Source organism: Streptomyces sp. NBC_00310 (assembly GCF_036208085.1).
Taxonomy (GTDB): domain Bacteria; phylum Actinomycetota; class Actinomycetes; order Streptomycetales; family Streptomycetaceae; genus Streptomyces.
Genome location: NZ_CP130714.1, coordinates 1,060,970 through 1,084,388 on the forward strand (window position 1 = coordinate 1,060,970; position 23,419 = coordinate 1,084,388).

A 23,419-nucleotide genomic window follows, 5' to 3' on the forward strand; every position below is an offset into this window, starting at 1 on the left:
CCGGACGCGTCGTCGAACCACAGCCAGACGACGCTGCTGCACAGCACCCCGTACAGCGCCGCCGCGAGCGGCAGCAGTCGGCGGTGTCTCACCAGGACGGCGAAGGACGGCAGCAGCCAGACCAGATGGTGCACCCAGGTGATCGGGCTGACCAGACACGCGGTCAGCCCGGTGAGGGCGAACGCGGCCGCCCAGTCCTCGGCACGCACCGCCGCACGGACCCGCCGCACCCACAGGCACAGCACCGCCAGCACGAGCAACGCCCATATGACGCGGCCCGGTTCGTGCGGTGCCCCGAGCCGGGCCAGGACGCCCTGCAGCGACTGGTTGGAGACGTAGTCGAGACGGCCGATGCGGCCGGTGTCCCACAGGGCCTCGGTCCAGTAGAAGCGGGAGGCGGCCGGGGCGATCCAGGCCGCCGCCGCGGTGGCGGCCGCGGCGACGGCCGTCGCGAGCCCGGCGGCCCGCCACCGCCGGGCGAGCAGCAGCAGTCCGATGAAGATCGCGGGCGTCAGCTTGATCGCCGCCGCCAGGCCGATGCCCACGCCTGCCCGGCGGCCCCGGCCGGTGGACAGCAGCCAGGCGTCGCCGAGCACCAGGGCCAGCAGCAGGAGGTTCACCTGGCCGAAGCTGAAGGTGTCCCGCAGCGGTTCGAACAGGGCGAGCGCGCAGAGGGCGAGGGAGGCGCCGAACCAGCCGTGGCGGCGCAGGAGCGGCCCGGCCAGCACGTACAGGACGGCCGCGAGCGCCGCCAGGTTGAGCCCCAGGCACAGCACGATCGCGGTGCGCAGCCCGACCAGCGCCATCGGCAGCATGGTGACGGCCGCGAAGGGCGGATAGGTGAATCCGTAGGTCGTGCCGGGCACCAGGTAGTCGTAGATACGGCCGTCGTGGTGGACCCAGGTGTCGATCGTGCCGTGGTAGACGCGCAGGTCGAACCAGTCGCGCAGCAGTGGGACGGTCGCGGTGAAGACGGTGACGGCGACGGCCAGGGCGAGGACGAGGAGGACGCGGGCGCGGTCGGTGCGCGGCCGGAACCACCTCTGGCGCGGTTCGCTCATGCCGTGCGCTCCAGGGCCGGCGCCCGGGAGGCCTGTTCGGCCTGCCACAGCACGACCACCGCGAGCACTCCCCCGCACACCGCCAGAACGATCTGCGCGGTGTCCGCCGGATCACCGCTCGGCAGGACGGCGAGGGCGAGCACCCCGCTGGCGGCCGCGACCCGGCGCTGCACCGAGGCGTTCCGGGCGGCGGCGGCGATGAGGAACAGGCCCCACAGCGCGTACCAGGGGCGGACCGCGGGACCCAGTGCGGCCACGACGGCCAGGCTGAGGCCGAGCGCGTACACGGGGCCCGGCCTCAGCCGGAGCCAGATGAAGAGGACGACGGCGAGGGTCAGCAGGAGTCCGGCGGCGCGCCAGGCCGGGAGGGCGAGGGGGGCCAGGTCGCTGCCGAGGCCGTGCAGGAGGGTGCCGGTGGCGCGGCCGAGGACGCTGGTGGGCGACCAGTTCTGCGGGGACACCGGGGTGCGCAGGGCGGCGATCCAGCCGTATCCCGTGCCGGCCAGGGCGGTCACGGCCGCCGTGGTGGCGGAGGCGACGGTCAGGGTGGCCGCGGTCGTCCGGATCCATCGGGTACGGCCGCGCATCACGACCAAGGCCAGCAGGCCGAGCGCGGCGGGTGCCTTCACCAGGGCGGCGAGCGTGACGAGGACGACGCCGAGGAGGTACCAGCGTCCTCGCGCGAGCACCAGCCCGACGCCCAGCAGCCCCAGCATCATCGCGTCGTTGTGAGCCCCGGCCACCAGGTGCAGGAGCACGAGCGGGTTGAGCGCGCCGAGCCAGAGGGCGACGGCCGGGTCGGTTCCGCCGTGCCGGGCGAGGCGGGGCAGCGCCACGGCCATCAGGGCCACTCCGAGCAGGGCGATCAGGCGCATCCCGATGAGCCCGGCCGGTATCCGCCCCTCGGTCAGGCCGGAGAGCCCGGAGGCCATGACGAGGAAGACCGGGCCGTACGGTGTCGCCGTGTGCCGCCACATCGGTGCCACCTCGTCGGCGAGCGGACCGCCGAGGTGGGCGGGCCCGTGCAGGTAGACGTCCATGTGGGCGTCGACCATGGCGCCCTGGGCGAGGTAGCTGTAGACGTCCCGGCTGAACAGCGGTGGCGCGAGGAGCAGGGGTGCCGCCCAGACGGCCAGCACGAGGAGCAGGGCGCGGGGTGTGGGTGGTTCGGGTCCGCGTATCACCTTTCCCAGCAGCGCCCAGGCTGCTGTCAGCAGGACGACGCCGAAGTAGACACCGACCAGACCCAGCGCACCGCGCCCCGAGGTCGGCGAGAGCAGGTCCTGGACCGGCAGGGCACCGGCGGTTTCACCTCCCAGGGCGAGAAAGGCGGATCCGGCCAGGCCGAGCGCCTGGCAGCGGCGGAGATCGACGGGAAAAGCGATGGCCAACACTCGGTCAGCGTGTCAACGCCGGGTGGCGCGGAGGCGACGCGGCACCTTCCTGACGGGTACCGGGACGTGACGACGAAGAAGTGACGGACCGTTGGTCCTGGTGCCGGACGGGGCCTCAACGCCGCGCGTGGCGGATCTTCAGCCGCCCGAACCCCATGGCCCCGGAGATCCGGATCGTCGGCCCGCCGGCCGGGGGGCGCCGTGGGGGCTTGTAGAGCGTGTCCTTCCACCCGGTGCGCAGATCCTCGAAGTCGACGATCGCGTCGCGAGGCAGCGTGATCTTTGCCCTGCCGGTGCCGAGGTGCAACTCGATGTCGACCACCGGATGCTCGATGACCGCCCGGGACAAGTCCAGGTGCACCCTTCCGAATGCGGACTCGACCTTGAGGGTGCGAGGTACCCGCCATGCGCCTCGCCGCTTGATCCGTCCGCCGGCGGCGGCAATCGTGGACGTGGTGCCGGCATTCTTCTCCGGGAGCGAGGCCAGAGCCGGCACGAGCTCGCTGTGCGTCTTGGCGGTGAGGGCCCGGTGGAGGCGTTCGTCCATCGCCTCGTGTGAGAGGTGCCCTTCGGCGTAGGCCTCCTGCAAGCGCTGCACTGCCATGTCGCGGTCGTCTTCGCTGATCAGTGACGGCAGGTCTTCCGGCACAGAGGTCATCGTCTCACTCTAATGCCGTGCCGACGAGGCACCATAGGTGACCGCGCCTCGGCCGACCGTCCGAGGGTCGACCCACCGGAGCCGGAATTCCCGGTGCCGCACCGCCGGTTCACCCACCGGCGTGGTGAGCTGCGGATCATCGGATACCGCGCGTCCTTCGCCGCACGTCTGCTCGACGCCGTACGCGCGACGTTCCTCCGTGGTCCCGGCCGCGGCGGCCGACCGCGTGTGGGTCACCAGGTCGTGGCCACTGAGCGCAGCGCGGTCCACGTGTCGCCGTCCCTGGCGTAGTCCATGGTGAATCGCAGTGGCCAGTCGGCGTGTGTGCCGTAGACCGTTGCCTCGGTGACGATGCGGGCGACGAGGCGGGCCGTGCCGCCCTCCACGTCGACGGTGACGTTCTTCTCGGTCACGCCGTGGTAGACGAACCGGCCGGCTCGCATCTGGGACAGCCACTCGGCCTTGGGCTGCTGGTACCCGGTGATGTGGGTGAGGGTGAAGCCGTCGTCGAGCAGGTCGTCCAGGGCTTCGGTGTCGCCGTCGGTCATCGCCCGCAGGTGGGCGCGGTAGGCCGCGAGCACCTCTTCGCGGGCGTTCACGTCCAAGGGTGCGTTCATGGTGGCTCCTGTCCTGTTCGGGGTCATTCGGCGGCTTGGCGTCGGGGCAGCCGTACTTCTTCGAGGTCGAGATGGCGCTGGACGTGGCGCAGCACGGTGTCGTCGATCTCGTGGTCGTCGCGGAGGCGGAGCACGGTGGAACGTTTGTGGGCGAGGAGGGCCAGGCGCAGGGCGGTGTAGTGCCGGTGGTGGCGCAGGGCGTCCGTCTCGTCGGAGGCAGCGGTGTCGCCGCCGGCGCGGACGACGAGCAGGTGGGTCTCGTACTCCTGGCGCATGCGTTCGGCGACCGCCGGGGCCGTGTCCAGTTCCTCGGCGAGCGTGGGGAGGGCCTTGAGTGCCTCCTCGGTCGCGGTCGTCTCGGCGAGGAGGCGTTCCCCCGCCACGTCCCTCTCGACCCCGCCGGCCTGGACACGGCCCTCGTGGCAGGCTCGGGTGCCGCGGAACCAGGCGGAGGTGGGGCCGTTGACGGAGCGGACGTAGATGCCGTTGTCCACGCGTACGACCCAGATCGTGCGCCAACCGCTCAGTAGGCCGTCCCGGCTCCGGGAGGCGACCTCCAGTTCCTCGGCCGCGCCGACCCGATCGAGTTCGTCGTCGGTCCAGGGAGCAGTGCTGGTCATCGGTTCATCTCCTCGGTCCTCGGATGACTGCTACCGCAGGGCGGGCTCGAACAGGGCGAGGCGGGAGGGGACTCCCCTCACCGCGGGAAGATCTTCAAGCCTGGTCGCCGTGCTCGCATCACGGCAGACCGTGCCATGCCGGAAGCCGGCGTTCCAGGGTGTGACAGGGCCCCCCACATCGCTGTCGGCGCCGCCGTGATGGTGTCTCCGCCGACAGTGAACCGGCCGCGCCGGGTGACGAACCGTCGCATGAGGGCCCCACGAGCGCCCGCTGTTCGCCGCCGCGCCCCGGTCCTGTCAGCGGCACAGCTCAACCGAACATCGCGGATACGTTCCCAAACTCTTGACGACTGCCATATGACTGCGTAGACATGACCGCGCAGTCAGACGAACGGCGTCTGACCTCATCGGGCTTCGATCGTGCGGCCATCGGGAGACGTCATGACGCGAGGGACGGGGCGGGACGAAATCCCCGGCGCGCCGCGCAGCGTGGACGTGGCCCGTGCGGCCGGGGTCTCGCAGAAGACGGTGTCGCGGGTCTTCAACGACGAGCCGTACGTCTCCGCCAAGGTGCGCAGGCGGGTCACGGAAGCCGCTGAGCGGCTCGGTTACCGGCGTAACAACGCCGCCCGGGCGCTGGCCTCCGGGCGGACCCGCTCCATCGGAGTGGTGACGTTGGGCACGGCCCTGTACGGTCCCGCCTCACTGCTCATGGGTGTGGAGAGGGTGGTCCGGGACACGGGCTACGCGCTCCGCGTGGTCAACACGATGGAAGGCGACCCGGCGGGCCTCGCCGGCGCTGTCGACTCGCTCCTCGACCAGGGCGTCGACGGCATCGTCATCTCCGAGCCGATCGAGGAGGAGGGGGGCGCCGACCTCTCTGTCCGCGTCAGCGTGCCGGTTCTGGTCCTCGGCGCGCCACCGCCCTTCGCGGCCTCCACCGTGTTGTTCGGGGGAGGCGGCTCGGATCTGATGGCCCGGGCGGCCGTCGAGCATCTGCTGGACCTGGGGCACCCGACGGTCCATCACCTCGCCGGTCCCCAGCGGTGGTACGCCGCCAAGGACCGTCTCGAGGGCTGGCGGACGGCGCTGGCCGTACACGGCAGGGACGAGCCGCCGGCCATCGAGGGCGACTGGTCGGCCGCCTCCGGTTACGCGGCGGGCCGGGAACTGGCCGCCGACCCCGAGGCGACGGCGGTGTTCGCCGCCAACGACGACATGGCGATCGGCCTGATCCGGGCTCTGACGGAGGCCGGGCGCCGGGTGCCGGAGGACGTCAGTGTCGTCGGCTTCGACGACAACCCGGTCGCCGCCTATGTGACACCTCCCCTGACCACGGTGCGGCAGCCGTTCGACACGGTGGCGCAGGAGGGGCTCAAGCGACTCGTGCACGCCATCGAGAACCCGCAGGCAGAGGCCGTGCCGGCGAGCGACCCACCGGTCGACGTCGTTGTCCGTGCTTCGACCCGGCCCCCGCCGCTCCGGACGCCCCGGACGCCCCCGGGACGTCGACGACATAGCGGCTCCCGATCCCGAGGAGAGGCGTCCAGTCCCTCGCTCCCGAAGAAAGGCCCGTCCACCCACCACTGAACGGCGCCGATCGGTCTGGGCCGCAGAGCCCGGACCCGGCGTGTGAGCCCAGGGGCCGCCCGCCGTACCGGCCATGGTTCAGCCCTGTCCATCCCGACCGCGTCCCCGCCACGGCGGACGACCCCGCACCACGGACGACGCGCGCATTCCCCTTCGCCCCGCGGCTCTCGAGCCACATGGCTACCTGGCCGCATGGCCGCATGGCCGCAGCGCTCCTCGGCCCGTCCCGCAGACGCCTGCGTGCCGTACACCGGTCGCAGCCCGCGCAGCCGCGCTTCCCGAACCCGTCCGGATTCGACGTCCAGATCGTCCCGCCCACGCCTGCTCTCTCCTCGTCACCCCCTTGCCACACGCCCTCCCCCGGCGTGCCGTCCCCTTCGCCATCGGCGGGAGTTCACCATGCCCACATCCGGATCCCTTGCCGGCTCCTCCCCCATGAGCCATCCCCTGTTCCTCTGTTCCTCACCACGACGGGTGCCTTGTCGCCCGGGGCGGCCCTGGCCCTCACCGCCTGCGGCGGCGGTGGTTCCGGGAGCAGCTCCTCCGACTCCGCCGAGCCGGCCGGTCAGACCGACATCGACAGGGCGATGAAGACGCCGACCGGGCTGAGTTCTGGACCTGGGTTCCGAACATCACCGAGGAGGTCGCGCTCTTCGAGAAGAAGTACCCGTGTGCGCGGGCCGAGGACGCGAAGCTCTCCGACGCCCTGAACGGCACGTCACTCCCCGCAGGCGCGGCACTTGACCTCGGCGCCTGGGAAGTACGCGTGTTCGTCTCCTGATCCGACCCGGACAGGTATCACCATGATCATCCCCCGAGGAGAAACCATGCATAGAAGAAGAGCAGGGAAAGCGCTGGGAACTTTCGTCGCGGCGTCCGCGCTGCTGGCCATACCCGCGTCCGGTGCGCAGGCGTACAACCCGACGGGCGGGACCCTGTACCAGCTCGGCAGCGAACCGTGTCTGAAGGGACGCGGTAACTGCGCGATCTACCCGAAGTCGGCGCAGCTGCCGAGCGGACGTCTGGTCGCGGCTTTCGAGAAGTCGACGGTCGTGACGGAGACGGGCAGCGCCGACAAGCAGACGCTCCCGGTCTACAAGAGCGACGACGACGGCACGTCGTGGCAGCCGCTGTCGGAGGTCAAGGCGCCCGCGTACATCTCCAGCGACTCCAAGTACGCGAAGTACACGAGCAACTGGACCAACCCCTACCTCTACACGCTTCCGCAGGACGTCGGGGACCTGAAGCAGGGCACACTGCTCCTGGCGACCGTGGTGTCGGGCGACGACTACTACTACAAGGAGCACAAGGCGGCCGATCCGAACTGGACGCCCTCCAACGACGGCGACCGCAAGGACCTCGCGATCGCCCTGTACTCCAGCACCGACGACGGTGCGACGTGGAAGATCCTGAACGTCGTGGCGACCGGCGGCTGGCAGGGCGGCAGCGCGGGCGCGACCGGACAGAACATCGCGAACGCCAACACCAACAAGCAGGTCGATCCCCTCTGGGAGCCGTACCTGATGGTCCACAAGGGCAAGCTCGTCTGCTACTACTCCGACGAGAACGACTATCTCGGCTTCAACGCGACCACCGGCGTCCCGACCCTCGACCCGGCGAACGACACCGCCAAGGACTCCCTCGGACAGATCCTCGTCCACAAGACCTGGGACGGCCGCAGCACGAACTGGAGCGCGCCCGTCGTCGACATCGCCGGACTGACCCAGGACATGGGCGGCGGCAAGACGGAGATCGGCGGCGGCCGGCCCGGCATGACGAACGTCGTCCGCACGACGGACGGCAAGTGGATGCTTCCCTTCGAGTACTGGGGCGGCGGGGCAAACACCAGGTACGTGCTGGCAGACAGCCCGCTGGAGTTCTACAAGGGCTCCGCCACCGGCACGGACGTCGCTTCGCTGCCGGTCGACTCCGGTTCTCGTCCGCTCGCCAGAGGCGGCAGTCCGGTGATCATCAGGCTTCCGGGAGGGCGCCTGGTCTACAACGCGGCCGGCAGCGGCAACGTCTGGGTCAACGAGAGCGGCCGCAGCGACGGTACGTGGAAGGAGTATCAGACGACATCTCAGGGCGGCTACAGCCGCAACCTGCAGTACGTCGAGGGCACCGGCCGCATCGCGATCCTCAACAACCAGGGCACCTCGACGCTCAAGTTCGCCGAGGTCGATCTCGGGCACTCGGACGGCGCCTACTACCAGCTGGTGAACAGGAAGACGGACCAGGTGATCGGCACCGGCAACAAGACCAACGACGCGAACCTCGGCAACGGCGACGTCCCCGACGTTCGTCTGGAGGCCCCCGGCTCGGCGGCGAACGCGGACACCCAGTTCTGGCACGTGGTGACCGAGCCCAACGGCGGCAAGACGCTGCTGAACAAGGCGGGCGGACGCGCGGCAGCCATCTGGACAGGGAACGCGACCGTCGGTCAGCGCATCGGCCAGTGGGTCGACAACAGCGCCACCGGCAGCTGGAACCTCATCAAGACCGACGACGGCTTCTACAGACTGCAGTCGGTCAAGAACACGAACCTGTACCTGACTGGCGCGTCCGCCAGTGCGCCGCTGACCTTGCAGAACGCGGCCACGGACGGCTCGCAGGACTGGGAACTCGTCGAGTAGGCTCCGGCCCGGCCGCGGGCCCATCGCTCGGCGGGTGCTGCTGCGCGGGGCGTCGTACTCCTCCTCCGAGACCTTCTCCAGCCACTCGGTCTCGGAGGTCTCCTCGCCCGGCGGGGTGTGGATCGTGTCGCCGGGGGGCCTCGATGACCGTGCCGTCGCGCGTGTCGAGGAACAGCGGGCGGCCCTGCTCGTCGACTGCGGGGTTGCTGCGGGCGCGGCTGGTGCGTTGTCCCCCCATGGCCGGGTGACCAGCCCTGCGGCGAGCGGGCTCCAAGGCGGCGTTCGGCTGCGTTTGGTCGGGGTGCGTGATGCAGACGCGGTCGACGCCGTCGAGCATCGACGACGCGCCGAGGTAGCGGACCTTGCCCGCCTTGACGACGTCGTGCAGCACCCGCGTCTCGGGGTCGAAGCGGTGGATCTGGTACAGGTCGGTGTAGTCGGTGTAGTCGGTGTCCAGGCGGGCGAGGGACGCGCCGACCTGCTCCAGGATGGCCTTGCGGGACAGCCCTCCACCGCCGGGGCCCTGGCGCATCGGATAGAACACCTTGGTCGCCAGGGCGATGTCCTCACGGCGGGCGTACGTGCGCAGCGCGCGCCCGACAATCTCATCCGAGGAGCCCCGCAGCAGATGTTGGCGGTGTCCCAGAACGTCACGCCGAGCTCGGCCGCCTGCCGGAGACCGGCTCGGCCCGCTCGCCGTCGAGTAGCCACGGCATCTCCGCCGCGGGGATGCCGAAGCTCATGCGGCCCAGTGCGATCCGGCTGACCTTCACGCCCGAGGTTCCCAGGCGTGTGTATCCCATCGAGTGTCTCCTTGTGGTGAACGTCCGCTCTGCACCCACCTCGCGGCAGCAGCCGACCGCCGGTGACGGCTCCCTCGCAGTGCATCGCAGAGCTTCGGTCAGCAACTTCTCGTTGCGCGGCCCGACGTGGGCAGAGACCTGCAGGACCGCAGACACGGGGAGGGGGCGAGGTGATCCGGTTACGGCCTGGGCCTGCGGGCGTGCAGGACGTAGGCCGACGGCGAGTTCCGCCAGACGGTGCGGCCGGGAACGACCTCTTCCAAGCGGTCGGACAGCAGGTCGCGGAATCGGCGTGCTGAGACCAGAGGGGCGGCGTGGCGATAGGCGAAGGTCGTGAAGGCGCCGGTCGGTGCGAGAACCGCAGCCAGTACCTCGACGAGGTGTTCCTGGACTGTGACCGCACTGTGGCGCGGACCGGAGGAGAACGTCCTGCCGCTCTGCGAGGAACTCGGCATCGGCTTCGTGTGCTGGGCGCCGCTGGGCATGGGCTTCACGACCGGCGCGATGAGCCCGTACTTCCCGTTCGCGGAGGGAGACCGCCGGACCGCGATGCCCCGCAACAGCCGGGACAACCTGGCCGCCAACATGCCACTGGTACAGCTCCTCCAGGACTGGGCCGTACGCAAGGGCGCCACGCCCGCCCAGATCGACCTCGCCTGGCTGCTGGCCCAGAAGCCGTGGATCGTACCGATCCCCAGCACCACTCGGCTGTCCCACCTCCTGGAGAACATCGGCGCGGAAGAGGTCAGGTTCAGCCCCGACGAACTCCAGGAGCTCAACGCCGGCGTCGCCCGGATCACCATCCACGGCGACCGGCTCCCGGCGCCGGCCCTCGCCATGACGGGTGTCGAGGCGCCACTCCCCCGCTGACCGACCACGCGGACCTGTCTGATCCGGTCCCCGGCCGAACTCCCGCACATCGAGGCGATGTTCCGCCGGGGACGGCTTCGGCTCGCGCTCAAGCGCTCGTGATGACCGCCCGCCGATGCCGGGCGGGCCAACTCCTCGTTGGCGGACTGCTGTCAGAAAACAGACAATCCCGTCAGGGTGGTGAACCGGTCCAGCGCCGCCACTCCCGCCACCGAGTTGCCCCGCTCGTCCAGCCCCGGACTCCACACGCACAGCGTGCAGCGCCCCGGGACGACCGCGATGATGCCGCCGCCCACCCCGCTCTTGCCGGGCAGGCCCACGCGGTAGGCGAACTCGCCGGCCGCGTCGTAGGTGCCGCAGGTGAGCATCACCGCGTTGACCTGTTTCGCCTGGCTGCGGGTCAGGAGGCGGGTGCCGTCGGCGCGGACGCCGTGCCGGGCGAGGAAGGTGGTGGCGAGGGCGAGGTCGGCGCAGGAGGCGGTGAGGGAGCACTGCCGGAAGTACTGGTCGAGAAGGGCCGGTACGGGGTTGTCGATGTTGCCGTACGCCGCCATGAAGTGGGCGAGGGCCGCGTTGCGGTCGCCGTGCGCCGACTCGGAGGCGGCGATCTGCGTGTCGAAGTCCAGGTCGGGGTTGCCGCTCTCCGACCGCAGGAAGGACAGCAGTTCGCCCGCCGCGTCGCCGGTACGGGTGTGCAGGCGGTCGGTGACGACGAGGGCGCCCGCGTTGATGAACGGGTTGCGCGGGATGCCGCTCTCGTACTCCAGCTGGACCAGGGAGTTGAAGGGGTTGCCGGAGGGCTCGCGGCCCACGTGCTCCCAGAGGGCGTCGCCCTCCCGGGCCAGGTCGAGAGCGAGGGTGAAGACCTTGGTGATGGACTGCGTGGAGAACGGCTCGCGCCAGTCCCCCACGCCGTACACCGTGCCGTCGAGCTCCGCGACGGCCATGCCGAAGTGGCGGGGATCGCGGGCGGCGAGCGCCGGGATGTAGTCGGCGGGCCGGCCGCGGCCCGGGGTCCGCTCGATCTCCTCGGCGATGCGTTCCAGGACCGGCTGGAAGGTGAGGGACGACGTCGTTGTCATGATCACCATTGTGCCTTCCGCGCCGGTCCTGGCGCGTCGTCGCAGGTCAGTGGGTGGGCCGGTGCGGGGATGAGCCGGCCCTGGGTACGTCAGGCCAGGGGGCCTACGCTGCCCGCGAGCACCTCGGGCCGCAGCAGTTCCCGGAGCCGTTCGGCGGGCAACAGGCCCTTCTCCTGGACGAGTTCGGCCACGCCCCGGCCGGTGGCGAGGGCTTCCTTGGCGATGTCGGTGGCCGCCGTGTAGCCGATGTACGGGTTGAGGGCGGTGACCAGGCCGATGGAGTTCTCCACGGCCGCGCGCAGCTCGTCCTCGTTGGCGGTGATGCCGTCGACGCACCGCTCGGCCAGGGTCAGGCAGGCGGCCCGCAGATGCGTGAGGGACTCCGACAGGGAGTGCAGGATGATCGGCTCGAACGCGTTGAGCTGGAGCTGTCCGGCCTCGGCCGCCATGGTGATGGTGACGTCGTTGCCGATGACCTCGAAGGCGACCTGGTTGACGACCTCGGGGATCACCGGGTTGACCTTGCCGGGCATGATGGACGAACCGGCCTGCACCGGCGGCAGGTTGATCTCGTTGAGGCCCGCGCGCGGCCCGGAGGACAGCAGCCGCAGGTCGTTGCAGCTCTTCGAGAGCTTGACGGCGATCCGCTTGAGGACGCCCGACATCTGCACGAACGCGCCGCAGTCCTGGGTGGCCTCGACCAGGTTGGCGGCGGTGACCAGCGGCAGGCCGGTGATCGCCGCGAGGTGGCGGCGGGCCGACTCGGCGTATCCGGCGGGGGCGTTGAGGCCGGTGCCGATCGCCGTGGCGCCGAGGTTGATCTCATGGATCAGCTCGACGGCCTCGTCAAGACGGGACCGGTCCTCGTCGATCATGACGGCGTATGCGGAGAACTCCTGACCGAGCGTCATGGGGACCGCGTCCTGCAACTGTGTACGGCCCATCTTGAGCACGTCGCGGAACTCGACGGCCTTACGGGCGAAGGAGTCCTGCAGGACGGCCATCGCCTTGAGCAGTCCGTGCACCGCGAAGACCGTCGCTATCTTGACAGCGGTCGGGTAGACGTCGTTGGTGGACTGGCCGAGGTTGACGTCCTCGTTGGGGTGCAGGTACTCGTACCGGCCCTTCTCGTGGCCCAGCAGCTCCAGCGCCCGGTTGGCGACGACCTCGTTGGCGTTCATGTTGGTGGAGGTGCCGGCGCCACCCTGGATGACATCGACGACGAACTGGTCGTGCAGCTTGCCGTCGCGGATCTCCCGGCAGGCCTCGATGATCGCGGCGGCCTTCTCGGGGGCGAGCAGGCCGAGTTCCTCGTTGGCGCGGGCGGCGGCCTCCTTGACGGCGGCCAGGGCGTCGATCAGATGGGGGTAGGCGGAGATCGGGGTGCCCGTGATGGGGAAGTTCTCCGTGGCGCGCAGGGTGTGGACGCCCCAGTACGCGTCGGCGGGGATGTCACGGTCTCCGAGCAGATCGTGTTCGCTGCGGGTCGCTGCGGCGGTCATGGCGGTGCGGGTCCTCTTCTTTGAGGCGGGTGCGGGCGGCCGCCTTCGTCGGGCGCGGCTCCTGTGGGGCCGCGCCTTCGAAGGCGGTTCGAAGGGAGACGAGATTGCGGAGCCGAGGGTTCAGATGTCCGTGGTGTCCGCGAGCGGATCGAGAGCCCTGGCCGGCCGGATGTGCCCGACGACGTCGCCGCCACCGAGCAGCGGGGCGCCCGCGAAGCCGGCGAGGACGACCGGGTCGACGCCGGCGCGGGTGAGGGCCGCCGCGGTGACGGGGATCCTGGCCCGGTTGGCGCCGTCGGCGATCTTCACGGCGACGGCCCGGCCGTCCGGGAGCGCGGCGACCTGGACCCCCTCGAAGCCGTCCTTGGTGAGCAGTCCGGGCACGGCCCGCATCAGCTCGGCCACGTCGCGCCCGGCGCCGGACGCCATCTCGGCGTGCGCGCGCATGGCGTCGGCGACCGTGCGCTCGGGGGTGCCCTCGGTGGCGGTGGTGATCCGGGCGAGGGCGCGGGCCAGGCCGTGCAGGGAGACGGAGAAGAGGGGGGCGCCGCAGCCGTCGACGGTCACCCGGGCGATGGCCTGCCCGGTGAGGTCCTCGACGATCTCGGCGATGGCCTGCTGCAACGGGTGGGCCGGGTCGAGGTAGTCCTCCAGCGACCAGCCGTTGAGCCTGCAGGTGTAGAGCATGGCCGCGTGCTTGCCGGAGCAGTTCTGCGCGAGACGGGAGGGCTGCCTCCCCTCGCGTATCCACTCGTCCCGGACGGCCGGGTCGTAGGGCATGTCGGTGACGTTGCGCAGATCGTCCTCGGTCGCCCCGGCCAGCTCCAGGATCTGCCGGGTTCCGGCGAGGTGGCGTTCCTCGCCGGAGTGGCTGGCCGCGGTCAGGGACAGCAGTGCGCCGTCCAGGGGCAGTCCGGCGCGCAGCATTGCCACGGCCTGGACCGGTTTGAGCGCCGACCGGGGGTAGAACGCCGCCTCGATGTCGCCGAGTTGGAGTTCCACCTCCCCGTCGGCACCCAGCACCACGACGGAGCCGTAGTGGATGCCCTCGATGACACCTCCGCGTACGAGGTGGGCGACGGGGGCGTGGAGCGGTTCCCGGATCGCGGGGGCCGCGGCCACCGGAGCCGCAGGGATCGCCGCGGCGCCGGTGGTCGTGGGGTCGTACATCACTGCCTGAATCACTTCTTCACTCCGGCCGACTGCTGGGCGACCCGGCGACGGACGCCGAACCACCCCGCGATCAGCGCCAACACGATGAGGGGGAGGCACAGCACGGTCGTGCGGCCCGCGCCGCCGTCCGCGTACATCAGGACGAGGACCGACGCCAGGAAGAACAGCGTCACCAGCTCGGTCCACGGGGAGCCGGGCAGCCGGTAGCTCGGCCGGGTCAGCTCACCCTTCTCGGTCTTCTGCCAGAACACCAGGTGACAGATCATGATCATGCCCCAGGTGCAGATGATGCCGATCGCGGCGAAGTTGAGCACGATCTCGAACGCGTCGGCCGGGACCACGAAGTTCAGCCCGACGCCCAGCACACAGATACCGCTGGTGAGCAGGATGCCGCCGTACGGGACCTGACTGCGGCTCATCACGCCGGTGAACTTCGGGGCGGAGCCGGCCATCGCCATCGAGCGCAGGATCCGGCCGGTGGAGTACAGGCCCGAGTTGAGCGAGGACATGGCCGCGGTCATCACGACCAGGTTCATGATGCCGCCGGCCGCCGGGATACCGATGTTGGAGAGCACGGTGACGAAGGGGCTCTCGCCGGCCTTGTACGAGGACCAGGGCAGCAGCATCGCAAGGAGCAGGACGGAGCCGACGTAGAACAGGCCGACGCGCCACATGATCGAGTTGATCGCCTTCGGCATGATCTTCTCGGGGTTCTCGGTCTCGCCCGCCGCGACGCCGACCAGTTCGACGGAGGCGTAGGCGAAGACGACGCCCTGGATGATCAGCAGCATGGGCAGCAGGCCGTTGGGGAAGATGCCGCCGTTGTCGGTGATCAGGGACGGGCCGGGGGTGTGGCCGTCGACGGGCTGCTGGGTGACCAGCAGGAAGATGCCGATCAGCATGAAGATGACGAGCGCGCTGACCTTGATGATCGCGAACCAGAACTCCAGTTCGCCGAACATCTTCACCGAGATCAGGTTCACCGCGAGGACGACCCCGAGCGCGATGAGCGCGATCACCCACTGGGGGATGTCGGAGAACATGCCCCAGTAGTGGGTGTAGAGGGCGACCGCGGTGATGTCGGCGATACCGGTGGTGGCCCAGTTCAGGAAGTACATCCAGCCGGCCGTGTAGGCGCCCTTCTCGCCGAGGAACTCCCGGGCGTAGGACACGAAGGCGCCGGACGAGGGCCGGTAGAGGACCAGTTCGCCGAGGGCGCGGACGACGAGGAAGGCGAAGAGGCCGCAGACCGCGTACGCGATGAAGAGGGACGGACCGGCGTCGGCGAGACGGCCACCGGCGCCGAGGAAGAGGCCGGTGCCGATCGCGCCGCCGATGGCGATCATGTTGACGTGGCGGGACTTCAGGGACTTGCTGTAGCCGGCGTCTCCGGCGTCGACGTGACCGGGGGTCTGTCCGGCCTGTACGACGTCTTTTTCGAGGGACTGCTCGCTCACGTCTCGCGTCCGCCTTCCGTGGAGCTGTCCGTGCGCGGGGAACGCACGATGTCGGTGAGAGTGGTCTCGACGCGGTCGAGGTGGTGGGACATGGCCTCCACCGCGTCGTGTTCGGAACCGTCGATCAGCGCCTCGACGATGGCCCGGTGCTCGCGGTTGGACTGCTCGCGCCGGCCGCCCAGCTCGTTGAGGAAGGCCGACTGGCGGGCCAGTGCGTCCCGGATCTCCTCGATCACCCGGCGGAACACCGGGTTCTGGGCGGCCTCGGCCACGGCCAGGTGGAAGAGCGTGTCCATCGCGACCCAGGCGGTGGTGTCGGTCTCCCGCTCCATCCGGTCCAGGAGGTGGGCCAGATGGTCCAGGTTCTCCGGGGTGCGGCGCACCGCCGCGTACCCGGCGACCGGGATCTCCACGTGCCGGCGCACCTCCAGCAGGTCGCTCGCCGCGTAGTCGCCGAAGGTGGGGTCCTCGACGGTGTTCGCGATCACGAAGGTGCCCTTGCCGGTGCGGGACTGGGTCAGACCCATCACCTGGAGCGCGCGCAGCGCCTCGCGCAGTACCGGACGGCTCACTTCGAGCTGCCGGCAGAGCTCCGCCTCCGAGGGGAGCTTGTCGCCGATGGCGTACTTGCCGCGCTCGATGGCGCCGCGAAGGTGGGTGAGCACCGCTTCCATGGCGCTGATGCGCCGGGGTGCCGAGCCACCTGTCTGGCTGTCTGACAGGTTCACGGGGGTGATCCTGCGGGTGACGGGCGGGGGCTGTCAAGGGGTCCCGGATTCGATCTTCCAGGTCACGGGCGGTTGTGGATCAGCCCGGTGCCACCGGCCCGGCCCGGGCCGAGCACTGTCAGCTGAGCCCGCCCGCGCCGAGCAGCCCGAAGAGGAGCACCCCGACCACGATCCGGTAGGACACGAACGCGTTGAAGGAGTGCCTGGTCACGAACCTCAGCAGCCAGGCGACCGAGGCGTATGCGACCGCGAACGAGACGGTGGTGCCGGCGATCAGCGGGGCCGCGCCCACCCCCGCACCGAGGGCGTCCTTCAGTTCGTACAGCCCGGCGCCGGTCAGGGCGGGGATGCCTAGGAAGAAGGAGAGCCGGGTGGCCGCGACCCGGTCCAGGTCGAGCAGCAGCGCGGTGGACATGGTGGCGCCGGAGCGGGAGAAGCCCGGGAAGAGCAAAGCGAGGATCTGCGAACCGCCGACGAGCATCGCGTCCCGGAACCGGGTGTCCTCCTCCGCGCGCCTGCGCCGGCCCACCTGTTCCGCGACCCACATCACACCGCTGCCGACGATCAGCGATCCGGCCACCACCCACAGGGAGGCGAGCGGCCCCTCGATGAGCGACCGGGCGGCCAGCCCCACGACGACGATCGGGATCGTCGCGGCGATCACCCACCACGCGAACCGGTAGTCGCGGTCCTGCCGCTTCCCCGCGTCGAAGAGGCCCCGGAACCAGGCGGAGCCGATCCGCGCGATGTCCTTGCGGAAGTACACGAGGACGGCGGCGATCGCGCCGACCTGGATGACCGCCGAGAACCCGACGACGGCCTTGTCCTCGACCTGGATCCCCATGAGCCCTTCGGTGATCTTCAGATGACCGGTGGAGGACACCGGCAGGAACTCCGTCACTCCCTCCACCGCTCCGAGGACGACGGCCTGACCGACGCTGATGGTGCTCATGGGGTCCAGTTCTGCTCGGCGAGGGCATGACCGACAAGGGCATGACCGACGTACGGCCGGCCACGGTCACCACGGTCACGGCGACCGTGATCGCGCCGGGGACGCAGTCGTACTACAGCCGGGTAAGGGTCCGTCGTTCAGGACCAGAGGGCCTGCGCCGCCGCCACCCCCACGAAGGCCGCGCCCAGCCCCGCCGTCACGCTCGCGACCACGTTGGCGGCGGCGTGGAAGCGGGCACCGCTCTGGGCCAGCCGCAGGGTCTCGTACGAGAAGGTCGAGTACGTGGTGAGTGCCCCGCAGAGTCCGGTGCCGAGGAGAAGGTGCAGGTCGGAACTGGCGGCACCGGCCGCGACGGCACCGGTGAGAGTGCCGAGGACCAGGGATCCGGCGACGTTGACCGCGAGCGTCCCCCAGGGGAAGTGCGTGTCGTGGCGTGCCTGCACGGCGCGGTCGGTGAGATAGCGCAGGGGGGCGCCGACCATTCCGCCGACGATGACGAGCACCCAGTTCACGACGACCTCTTACCTTTCTCACGTGCTGCGGCCGGCTCTGCGAACCCGGCCCGTGGGGGCCGGCTTCGCAGAGCCGGCCGCGCCGTCGTCGCCGCGAGCCAGACCGCGGTGAGGGCGGCGAGGAGGGTCGCGGCGAGATAGGCGAGGGCGGTGGCGGGGCGGCCCTCCTCCATCAGGCGCTGGATGTCGACGGCGTACGTCGAGAACGTGGTGAAGCCGCCGAGCACTCCGGTTCCGAAGAAGGGGCGGACGAGGCGGTGGGCCGCGCATCTCTCCGTGATCGCGACCATGACGAGACCGATCAGGAAGCAGCCGACGACGTTGACCCAGAACGTGGTCCAGGGAAACCCGGCGGTCCCCGTGGGCCAGAGCAGGGAGGCGCCGTAGCGGGCCGCCGCGCCGATGCCACCACCGACCGCGACCACCGCGACGACGGGTGCCTGGCCGTGCCAGGGGGCGGGGTGGGGTGGGTCGGCGACGGGGGCGTCGGGGGACCGCGGTGCCTCGGGCGTGCCGGAGGGTTCCAGGGCTGCGGCCCCGCCGGAGGAGGGGAATCTCCGAGCTTCGGGCCCGTTGGGGTGCGGGGCTGGCATGGGCGTGCGTCTCCTACTCGCCGGGGTCCGGGCGTCCGCCGGGCGCGCTCCGTCGCAAGCAGGGACCGTTGTCGGCGCCGGTGCCGCGGTTCGGGTACGGCGGGCCCCACCGCCGCGCCGCGAGCAGATCGCGGCCGGTCGACAGCCTAACGCGACCGCCCTCCGCACCCGTACTCGGCCCGTGGCGGGGCGAGGGCTCCACGCGTCCGGGCTTCGTCGGGCGCCGGACCCTGGCCGGGATGGACCGGCGATCACCGCTGACCGACTGCGGCCCTGACCGGGCCCGGCCTCCCCCGGCCCCTGGCAGGGCACCGGGCCCTCCCTCACGACCTCGGGTTAGGTTGGCCGTCACCGACCAGGGAGACCGCCGTGCCCGCCCGCCCCCGCCTGCTGTACGTCACCGACCTCGCCTACCCTGCCCGGGGGCGGCGCTACGGCGACGAGGACATCTTCCTCACCTCCCGGCTGCGCGCGGACTTCGACCTCGCCCTGTGCCACCCGCTGGACGCGGCGGCGCTGATGGACCGCTTCGACGCCGTCGTGGTGCGCAACAGCGGGCCCGTCCTGCACTACCAGGAGGCGTACGAGGCCTTCCGTGAGCGGGCGACGACTCTCGCGACCCGCGTCTACAACCCGCTGACGGGCCGCGCCGACATGGCCGGCAAGCAGTACCTGCTGGACCTCACCGGGGCCGGGTACCCGGTCATCCCCACCGTCGACCGGCCCAAGGACCGGGGACGGCTGCCCGAGAGCGTCGCGTACGCGGTGAAGCCGAAGGCCGGCGCGGACTCCATCGGCCTGCGTTTCCTGACCGGGCCCGAGCTGGCAGACCTCACCTGGGGTGACGTTCTCGTCCAACCGCGCGTCGACTTCCGCTACGAGGTGTCCTTCTACTACGTCGACGACACCTTCCAGTACGCCCTGTACGCGCCCGACCCCGACCGGCGCTGGGTGCTGGAGCCCTACGACGCCTCCGGGGCCGACCTCGACTTCGCCGGGCGCTTCATCGGCTGGAACACCCTCGACCACGGCATCCAGCGAGTGGACGCCTGCCGTACCCGGGACGGGGGTCTGCTCCTGGTCGAGTTGGAGGACCTCAACCCGTATCTGTCGCTGGACCGCGTGCCCGAGCCGGTCCGGGACTCGTTCGTGGACGCCATGACAGCCTCGCTGCACGGCTTCCTGGACACGACGGTCGGCTCCTGACGACCGACAGGGGCCACACGCCGAGGCGTGTGGCCCCTGTCAGGGACGCTGAGCGCTACCGATGGCTGAACCACGCCATCGCAGGAAGCGCCCTGTCGTCATAGCCGAACAGCGCCTGGTTCTCCCAGCCGTTGCCGGAGGACGCGTCGGTGGGGTCCCAGCCGTTGCCGGTGCGTGCGGTCCAGGTCGACTCCCAGTAGAAGATCCCGAGACCACGGCCGTTCGGGACGGCCTCGACGATGCTCGCGACGTCCTTCATCCAGCGGGTCTGACCGGCGGTCGTGGCCGGGTAGCCGGACACGAGTTCACTGCTCAGGTCGATGATGTTCTCGTGCGAGTCCTCGCTGTCGAGACGGAAGGGGTAGGCCGTCTCGGCGAGGAACACCGGCTTGGAGTACCGGGATGCCGCGTCGTCCAGGGTCGTCTGGAAGTCCGCGAGCGTGCCGTGCCAGTAGCCGTAGTACGACAGGCCGATGACGTCGAACTTCACGCCGTTGGAGACCGCGCTGTCGAACCACCAGCGGGTGCCCGACAGGTCACCGCCCTTGGCGAGGTGCAGTGCCACCTGGGTGGAGGAGTTGACCGCCTTGACCGCGTCGTAGCCGGAGTTGAGCAGACCGGCGAGCTGCGACCAGTTGGAGGTGGAGCCGGCGGACCACAGCATGCCGCCGTTGATCTCGTTGCCGACCTGGACCATGTCGGCCGTGGTGCCCTGGGACTTGAGGGCGTTGAGGACGTCGTAGGTGTGGTTGTAGACGTCCGTCCTCAGCTGGCTGTAGGAATGCCCCGTCCACGGAGACGGCACGGTCTGCGCGCCCGGGTCCGCCCAGGTGTCCGAGTAGTGGAAATCGACCAGCAGCTTCATGCCCTGCGCCTTGATGCGCTTGGCGGCGGCGAGCACGCGCGTCTTGTTGTTGTAGCCGTCGGCGGGGTTCACCCAGACCTTGACGCGCGCGTAGTTCTGCCCGGCGCTCTTGAGGATGGCGAGCGCGTCGCCGGTGGTGCCGGAGCTGTTCTTGTAGACGCCGCCCTTGGCCTCGCTCTTGATGAGCGACGACACGTCGGAGCCCTTGATGGACAGGCCCGTCGTACCGGAGGCGAAGGTCAGGTCGTCGACGTTGATCCAGTTACCGGCGTTCGCGTCGGAGTTGACGCTGATGGTGCACTGGTTGTTCGTCACCGCGATCGAGGTGACGATCCGGATCCAGCCGCTGGAGGAGACCGGGATGTCGGTGCGCTGCTCGGCGCTGCCGCAGTTCTTCAGCGCGAGGTAGGCGGAGTTCTGGCCGCCACCGGAGCGCACCCACGCGGTGAGCTTGTAGTTCCCGTTGGTCAGGCCGGACAGGTACTGGTAGGTCTCCACCTTGTAGGCCGAGGCCGAGTAGTGGGAGAGGCGGTAACTGCCGCCGTGGCCACCGGACTCGGTGAAGGAGGCGGAGTTCTGCCCGCCGGCCGAGTACGTCGACCAGCCGGCCGGCGTCGCGGTCCCGGTGCCGCCGGACTCGAAGCCCCCGTTGGTGAGCGTGGAGGCGGCGGATGCCGACGTGGCGGGCAGGGTGGTGAGCGCCAGGCCTGCGAACAGCGGTATGAGCAGGGCCCTGAGGGCGCGTCTCGCGTGGAACATCGTCGTCCCTTCGACGAAGGTGGGGACCTGGTTGCGCGGTGCTGTGGTGGCGCCGCGCCCGAAGGCCGTGGGCGCGGCGCCACCGTTACCGGCCGGATGTCCCCAGAGATCCGGCCGGTGTCGGGGATGGCCCGAGGCTGGGGGGCGGCCCCGGGCGGGGAGCGGCGGCCGTCACCTCCTACGGCTCGGTGACCGGCCGCCGCCCACATCTGGTGATCAGGTGTCGAGGCGTACGACCCTGATGCCGCCGGCGGGTACGGCGAGGTGGCCCGCCGCGCGTTCGCCGGTGAGGAGTTCGGTGCCGTCGGTGTCGAGCGGCACCTTCGTGTCGAGGGCGGTGTGGTTGATCGCGAAGAGGAAGTCGCCCGACTCCCCCGCGCGGCGGACCACTTCGACGTCGCGCGGCAGGTCGGCGCGGGGCGCGATGCCCGCGTCGTCGGCCGCCCAGCCGAGCAGCGCGTCCAGACCGTGCGCGTCGAGGCGGGTCGACACGTACCAGGCGGAGCCCTCGCCGAGCCGGTGCCGGGTGACGGCGGGCCGGTCGGCGGCGAGCCCGTCGGCGTACGTCCACACGGCCTCGGCGCCGTGCGGCACCACGAACTCCGTCCACACGTCACCGGTCAGTTCGGAGCCGTCGGGCCCGGTGATCCGCACGCTCTCCCCGCCGAGCAGCGGCGAGAACTCCTCGACCGTCAGACCGAGTACGTCCCGCAGGGCGCCGGGGTACGGGCCCTCGTGGACGGCGTCGTGCTCGTCGACGATCCCGGAGAAGTACGAGACGACGAGGGTGCCGCCGTTCTCGACGTACGCCTTGAGGTTGTCGCCCGCCGCTCGCGTCATCAGGTACAGCGCGGGGACGACGACAAGGGGATAGGCCGACAAGTCGGCTTCCGGGTGGGCGAAGTCGACCGTGAGATGACGGTCGTAGAGGGCCTCGTAGAACGCGTCGGCGCGTTCGCGGGCCTCGTGGTCCTCGCTGGGGCGCCAGGCGAGGTTCTGCGCCCACCAGGAGTGCCAGTCCCACAGGACGGCCACGTCGGCGACGGTCCGGCTGCCGCGGATCTGGCTCAGCGAGTCGAGGGAGGCGCCCAGTTCGACGACCTCACGCCAGACCCTCGACTCGGTGCCGGCCTGCGGCAGCATCGCCGAGTGGAACTTCTCGGCGCCCCGCCGGGACTGCCGCCACTGGAAGAACATGGCGCCGTCGGAGCCGCGCGCCACATGGGCGAGGGAGTTGCGGGCCATCTGCCCGGGGGCCTTGGCGGGGTTGCGGGCCTGCCAGTTGACGCCCGAGGTGGAGTGCTCCAGGAGCAGCCAGGGGGCCCCGCCGCCGACCGAGCGGGTGAGGTCGGCGGCCATCGCGAGGTTCACCTGGGTGCGGCGGCCGTCGGTGATCAGGTAGTGGTCGTTGGTGACGAGGTCGACCTCGCGGCCCCAGGCCCAGTAGTCGAGGGAGTCGCACTGGCTGAGCGCGGTCATGAAGTTCGTCGTGACCGGGATGCCGGGCGCGAGGCGGTGCAGGATGTCCCGCTCGGCGACGAAGTTCTCGCGGATGGTCTCGTCGGCGAACCGCTTGTAGTCCAGCGCCTGGCCGGGGTTGCCGACCGTGGGGGCCACGCGCGGCGGGTTGATCTGAGCGAAGCCGGTGTAGTGCTGGCCCCAGAAGGCGGTGCCCCAGGCCTCGTTGACCGCCTCGACCGTGCCGTACGTGCGCTCCAGCCAGCGGCGGAAGTGCGCGGCGCAGGAATCGCAGTAACAGGCGGAGACGGGGACGCCGTACTCGTTGTGCACGTGCCACAGGGCGAGCGCGGGGTGGTCGGCGTAGCGCTCGGCGAGCTGGGTGGTGATGGTCGCGGCGGCGGCCCGGTAGTCGGCGTTGCTGTGGCAGATGGCGCCGCGCGAGCCGAACTCGTAGCGGGTGCCGTCGGCGGTCACGGGCAGCGCCTCGGGGTGCTCGCGGTAGAACCAGACCGGCGGGACGACGGTGGGGGTGCCGAGGTCGACGCGGATGCCGTTCTCGTGCAGCAGGTCGAGCAGGCGGTCCAGCCAGGCGAAGTCGTACACCCCGCGCTCGGTCTCCAGCAGGGCCCACGAGAAGATGCCGACACTCACCATCGTGACGCCGGCCTCGCGCATCAGCCGGACGTCCTCGTGCCAGACGGTTTCCGGCCACTGCTCGGGGTTGTAGTCCCCACCGAAGGCGAGCCTGGTGAGGCCCGTGGGGGTGGTCTCCGGCATGGATTTCTCCCGTTGCGTCGATCATCTGGGAACGTGCACACACAGCGGCGGCGGTGCGAGCCCAACATAACCGCACAGCAACAACCATTGACAAGTGTCCGGGATG

General features: G+C 70.6%; 20 protein-coding genes and 1 pseudogene. 4 read left to right on the forward strand and 17 right to left on the reverse strand.

Going from position 1 to position 23,419, the window contains the following annotated elements; genetic code table 11:
* Positions 1-155: 155 nt before the first annotated feature.
* The 5 genes and pseudogenes from OG202_RS04695 to OG202_RS04715 form a co-directional block, all read right to left on the reverse strand.
* Positions 156-1,061 (reverse strand): annotated as a pseudogene (locus OG202_RS04695) (glycosyltransferase family 87 protein); the annotation flags it as partial.
* Positions 1,058-2,446 carry a polyprenol phosphomannose-dependent alpha 1,6 mannosyltransferase MptB gene (gene mptB, locus OG202_RS04700; RefSeq protein ID WP_327732349.1) on the reverse strand — a complete coding sequence of 463 codons (1,389 nt, stop codon included), beginning with the start codon at positions 2,444-2,446 and terminating at the stop codon, positions 1,058-1,060. The gene mptB and the pseudogene OG202_RS04695, both read right to left, overlap by 4 nt.
* Before the next feature lie 124 nt (positions 2,447-2,570).
* A complete protein-coding gene (locus OG202_RS04705) occupies positions 2,571-3,113 on the reverse strand; it encodes a DUF1707 SHOCT-like domain-containing protein (RefSeq protein ID WP_326585030.1) in 543 nt (180 codons plus the stop codon).
* 233 nt (positions 3,114-3,346) lie between these two features.
* The gene (locus OG202_RS04710) at positions 3,347-3,730 is read right to left on the reverse strand and encodes a nuclear transport factor 2 family protein (RefSeq protein ID WP_327731223.1); all 384 of its coding nucleotides are present in this window, start codon (positions 3,728-3,730) and stop codon (positions 3,347-3,349) included.
* Between the two features lie 23 nt (positions 3,731-3,753).
* A complete protein-coding gene (locus OG202_RS04715) occupies positions 3,754-4,350 on the reverse strand; it encodes a DUF2255 family protein (RefSeq protein ID WP_327731222.1) in 597 nt (198 codons plus the stop codon).
* Between the two features lie 441 nt (positions 4,351-4,791).
* On the opposite strand from OG202_RS04715, the gene OG202_RS04720 reads away from it, so the two are divergent.
* Both OG202_RS04720 and OG202_RS04730 read left to right on the forward strand, forming a co-directional pair.
* A complete protein-coding gene (locus tag OG202_RS04720; RefSeq protein ID WP_443052210.1) occupies positions 4,792-5,940 on the forward strand; it encodes a LacI family DNA-binding transcriptional regulator in 1,149 nt (382 codons plus the stop codon).
* Positions 5,941-6,767: 827 nt separating this feature from the next.
* The gene (locus OG202_RS04730) at positions 6,768-8,573 is read left to right on the forward strand and encodes an RICIN domain-containing protein (RefSeq protein ID WP_326585026.1); all 1,806 of its coding nucleotides are present in this window, start codon (positions 6,768-6,770) and stop codon (positions 8,571-8,573) included.
* Here OG202_RS04730 and OG202_RS04735 read toward each other — a convergent pair.
* Together OG202_RS04735 and OG202_RS04740 are read right to left on the reverse strand one after the other, a co-directional pair.
* The gene (locus tag OG202_RS04735) at positions 8,470-9,219 is read right to left on the reverse strand and encodes an aldo/keto reductase (protein WP_328224650.1); all 750 of its coding nucleotides are present in this window, start codon (positions 9,217-9,219) and stop codon (positions 8,470-8,472) included. The two genes, OG202_RS04730 and OG202_RS04735, sit on opposite strands and share 104 nt — an antisense overlap.
* Before the next feature lie 4 nt (positions 9,220-9,223).
* Positions 9,224-9,376, reverse strand: a complete 153-nt coding sequence (locus OG202_RS04740; protein ID WP_326585025.1) for a hypothetical protein — start codon at positions 9,374-9,376, stop codon at positions 9,224-9,226.
* A 393-nt stretch (positions 9,377-9,769) separates the two neighbouring features.
* Between OG202_RS04740 and OG202_RS04745 the strand changes: the two genes are divergently transcribed.
* The gene (locus OG202_RS04745; protein WP_327731221.1) at positions 9,770-10,246 is read left to right on the forward strand and encodes an aldo/keto reductase; all 477 of its coding nucleotides are present in this window, start codon (positions 9,770-9,772) and stop codon (positions 10,244-10,246) included.
* A 152-nt stretch (positions 10,247-10,398) separates the two neighbouring features.
* On the opposite strand, the gene OG202_RS04750 is transcribed toward OG202_RS04745, so the two are convergent.
* From OG202_RS04750 to crcB (OG202_RS04785), 8 genes are all read right to left on the reverse strand, one after another.
* A complete protein-coding gene (locus OG202_RS04750) occupies positions 10,399-11,337 on the reverse strand; it encodes a glutaminase (protein WP_326585023.1) in 939 nt (312 codons plus the stop codon).
* An 80-nt stretch (positions 11,338-11,417) separates the two neighbouring features.
* Entirely contained in the window at positions 11,418-12,830 is a 1,413-nt protein-coding gene (gene aspA, locus OG202_RS04755; RefSeq protein WP_326585022.1) for an aspartate ammonia-lyase, read from the reverse strand.
* A 120-nt stretch (positions 12,831-12,950) separates the two neighbouring features.
* Positions 12,951-14,000 carry an asparaginase gene (locus OG202_RS04760; protein WP_327732346.1) on the reverse strand — a complete coding sequence of 350 codons (1,050 nt, stop codon included), beginning with the start codon at positions 13,998-14,000 and terminating at the stop codon, positions 12,951-12,953.
* A gap of 11 nt (positions 14,001-14,011) precedes the next feature.
* Complete coding sequence (locus OG202_RS04765; RefSeq protein ID WP_327731220.1) at positions 14,012-15,460, reverse strand: amino acid permease; 1,449 nt, start codon at positions 15,458-15,460, stop codon at positions 14,012-14,014.
* A complete protein-coding gene (locus OG202_RS04770; protein ID WP_326585020.1) occupies positions 15,457-16,188 on the reverse strand; it encodes a FadR/GntR family transcriptional regulator in 732 nt (243 codons plus the stop codon). The genes OG202_RS04765 and OG202_RS04770 overlap by 4 nt, the downstream gene beginning before the upstream one ends.
* Before the next feature lie 118 nt (positions 16,189-16,306).
* Complete coding sequence (locus tag OG202_RS04775; protein WP_327731219.1) at positions 16,307-17,140, reverse strand: undecaprenyl-diphosphate phosphatase; 834 nt, start codon at positions 17,138-17,140, stop codon at positions 16,307-16,309.
* Between the two features lie 137 nt (positions 17,141-17,277).
* The gene (gene crcB, locus OG202_RS04780; protein ID WP_326585018.1) at positions 17,278-17,652 is read right to left on the reverse strand and encodes a fluoride efflux transporter CrcB; all 375 of its coding nucleotides are present in this window, start codon (positions 17,650-17,652) and stop codon (positions 17,278-17,280) included.
* Positions 17,649-18,245: a fluoride efflux transporter CrcB gene (gene crcB, locus OG202_RS04785; RefSeq protein WP_327731218.1), complete on the reverse strand. Its 597-nt coding sequence runs from the start codon at positions 18,243-18,245 to the stop codon at positions 17,649-17,651. The genes crcB (OG202_RS04780) and crcB (OG202_RS04785) overlap by 4 nt, the downstream gene beginning before the upstream one ends.
* Positions 18,246-18,614: 369 nt before the next feature.
* On the opposite strand from crcB (OG202_RS04785), the gene OG202_RS04790 reads away from it, so the two are divergent.
* Positions 18,615-19,451 carry a hypothetical protein gene (locus OG202_RS04790; RefSeq protein WP_327731217.1) on the forward strand — a complete coding sequence of 279 codons (837 nt, stop codon included), beginning with the start codon at positions 18,615-18,617 and terminating at the stop codon, positions 19,449-19,451.
* Between the two features lie 55 nt (positions 19,452-19,506).
* Here the strand turns inward: OG202_RS04790 and OG202_RS04795 are convergent, their stop codons facing one another.
* Entirely contained in the window at positions 19,507-21,075 is a 1,569-nt protein-coding gene (locus OG202_RS04795; RefSeq protein WP_326585015.1) for a glycoside hydrolase family 53 protein, read from the reverse strand.
* Between the two features lie 216 nt (positions 21,076-21,291).
* On the reverse strand, positions 21,292-23,313 hold the full coding sequence (locus OG202_RS04800; RefSeq protein ID WP_328222305.1) for a beta-galactosidase: 2,022 nt from the start codon (positions 23,311-23,313) through the stop codon (positions 21,292-21,294).
* Between the last annotated feature and the right edge of the window lie 106 nt (positions 23,314-23,419).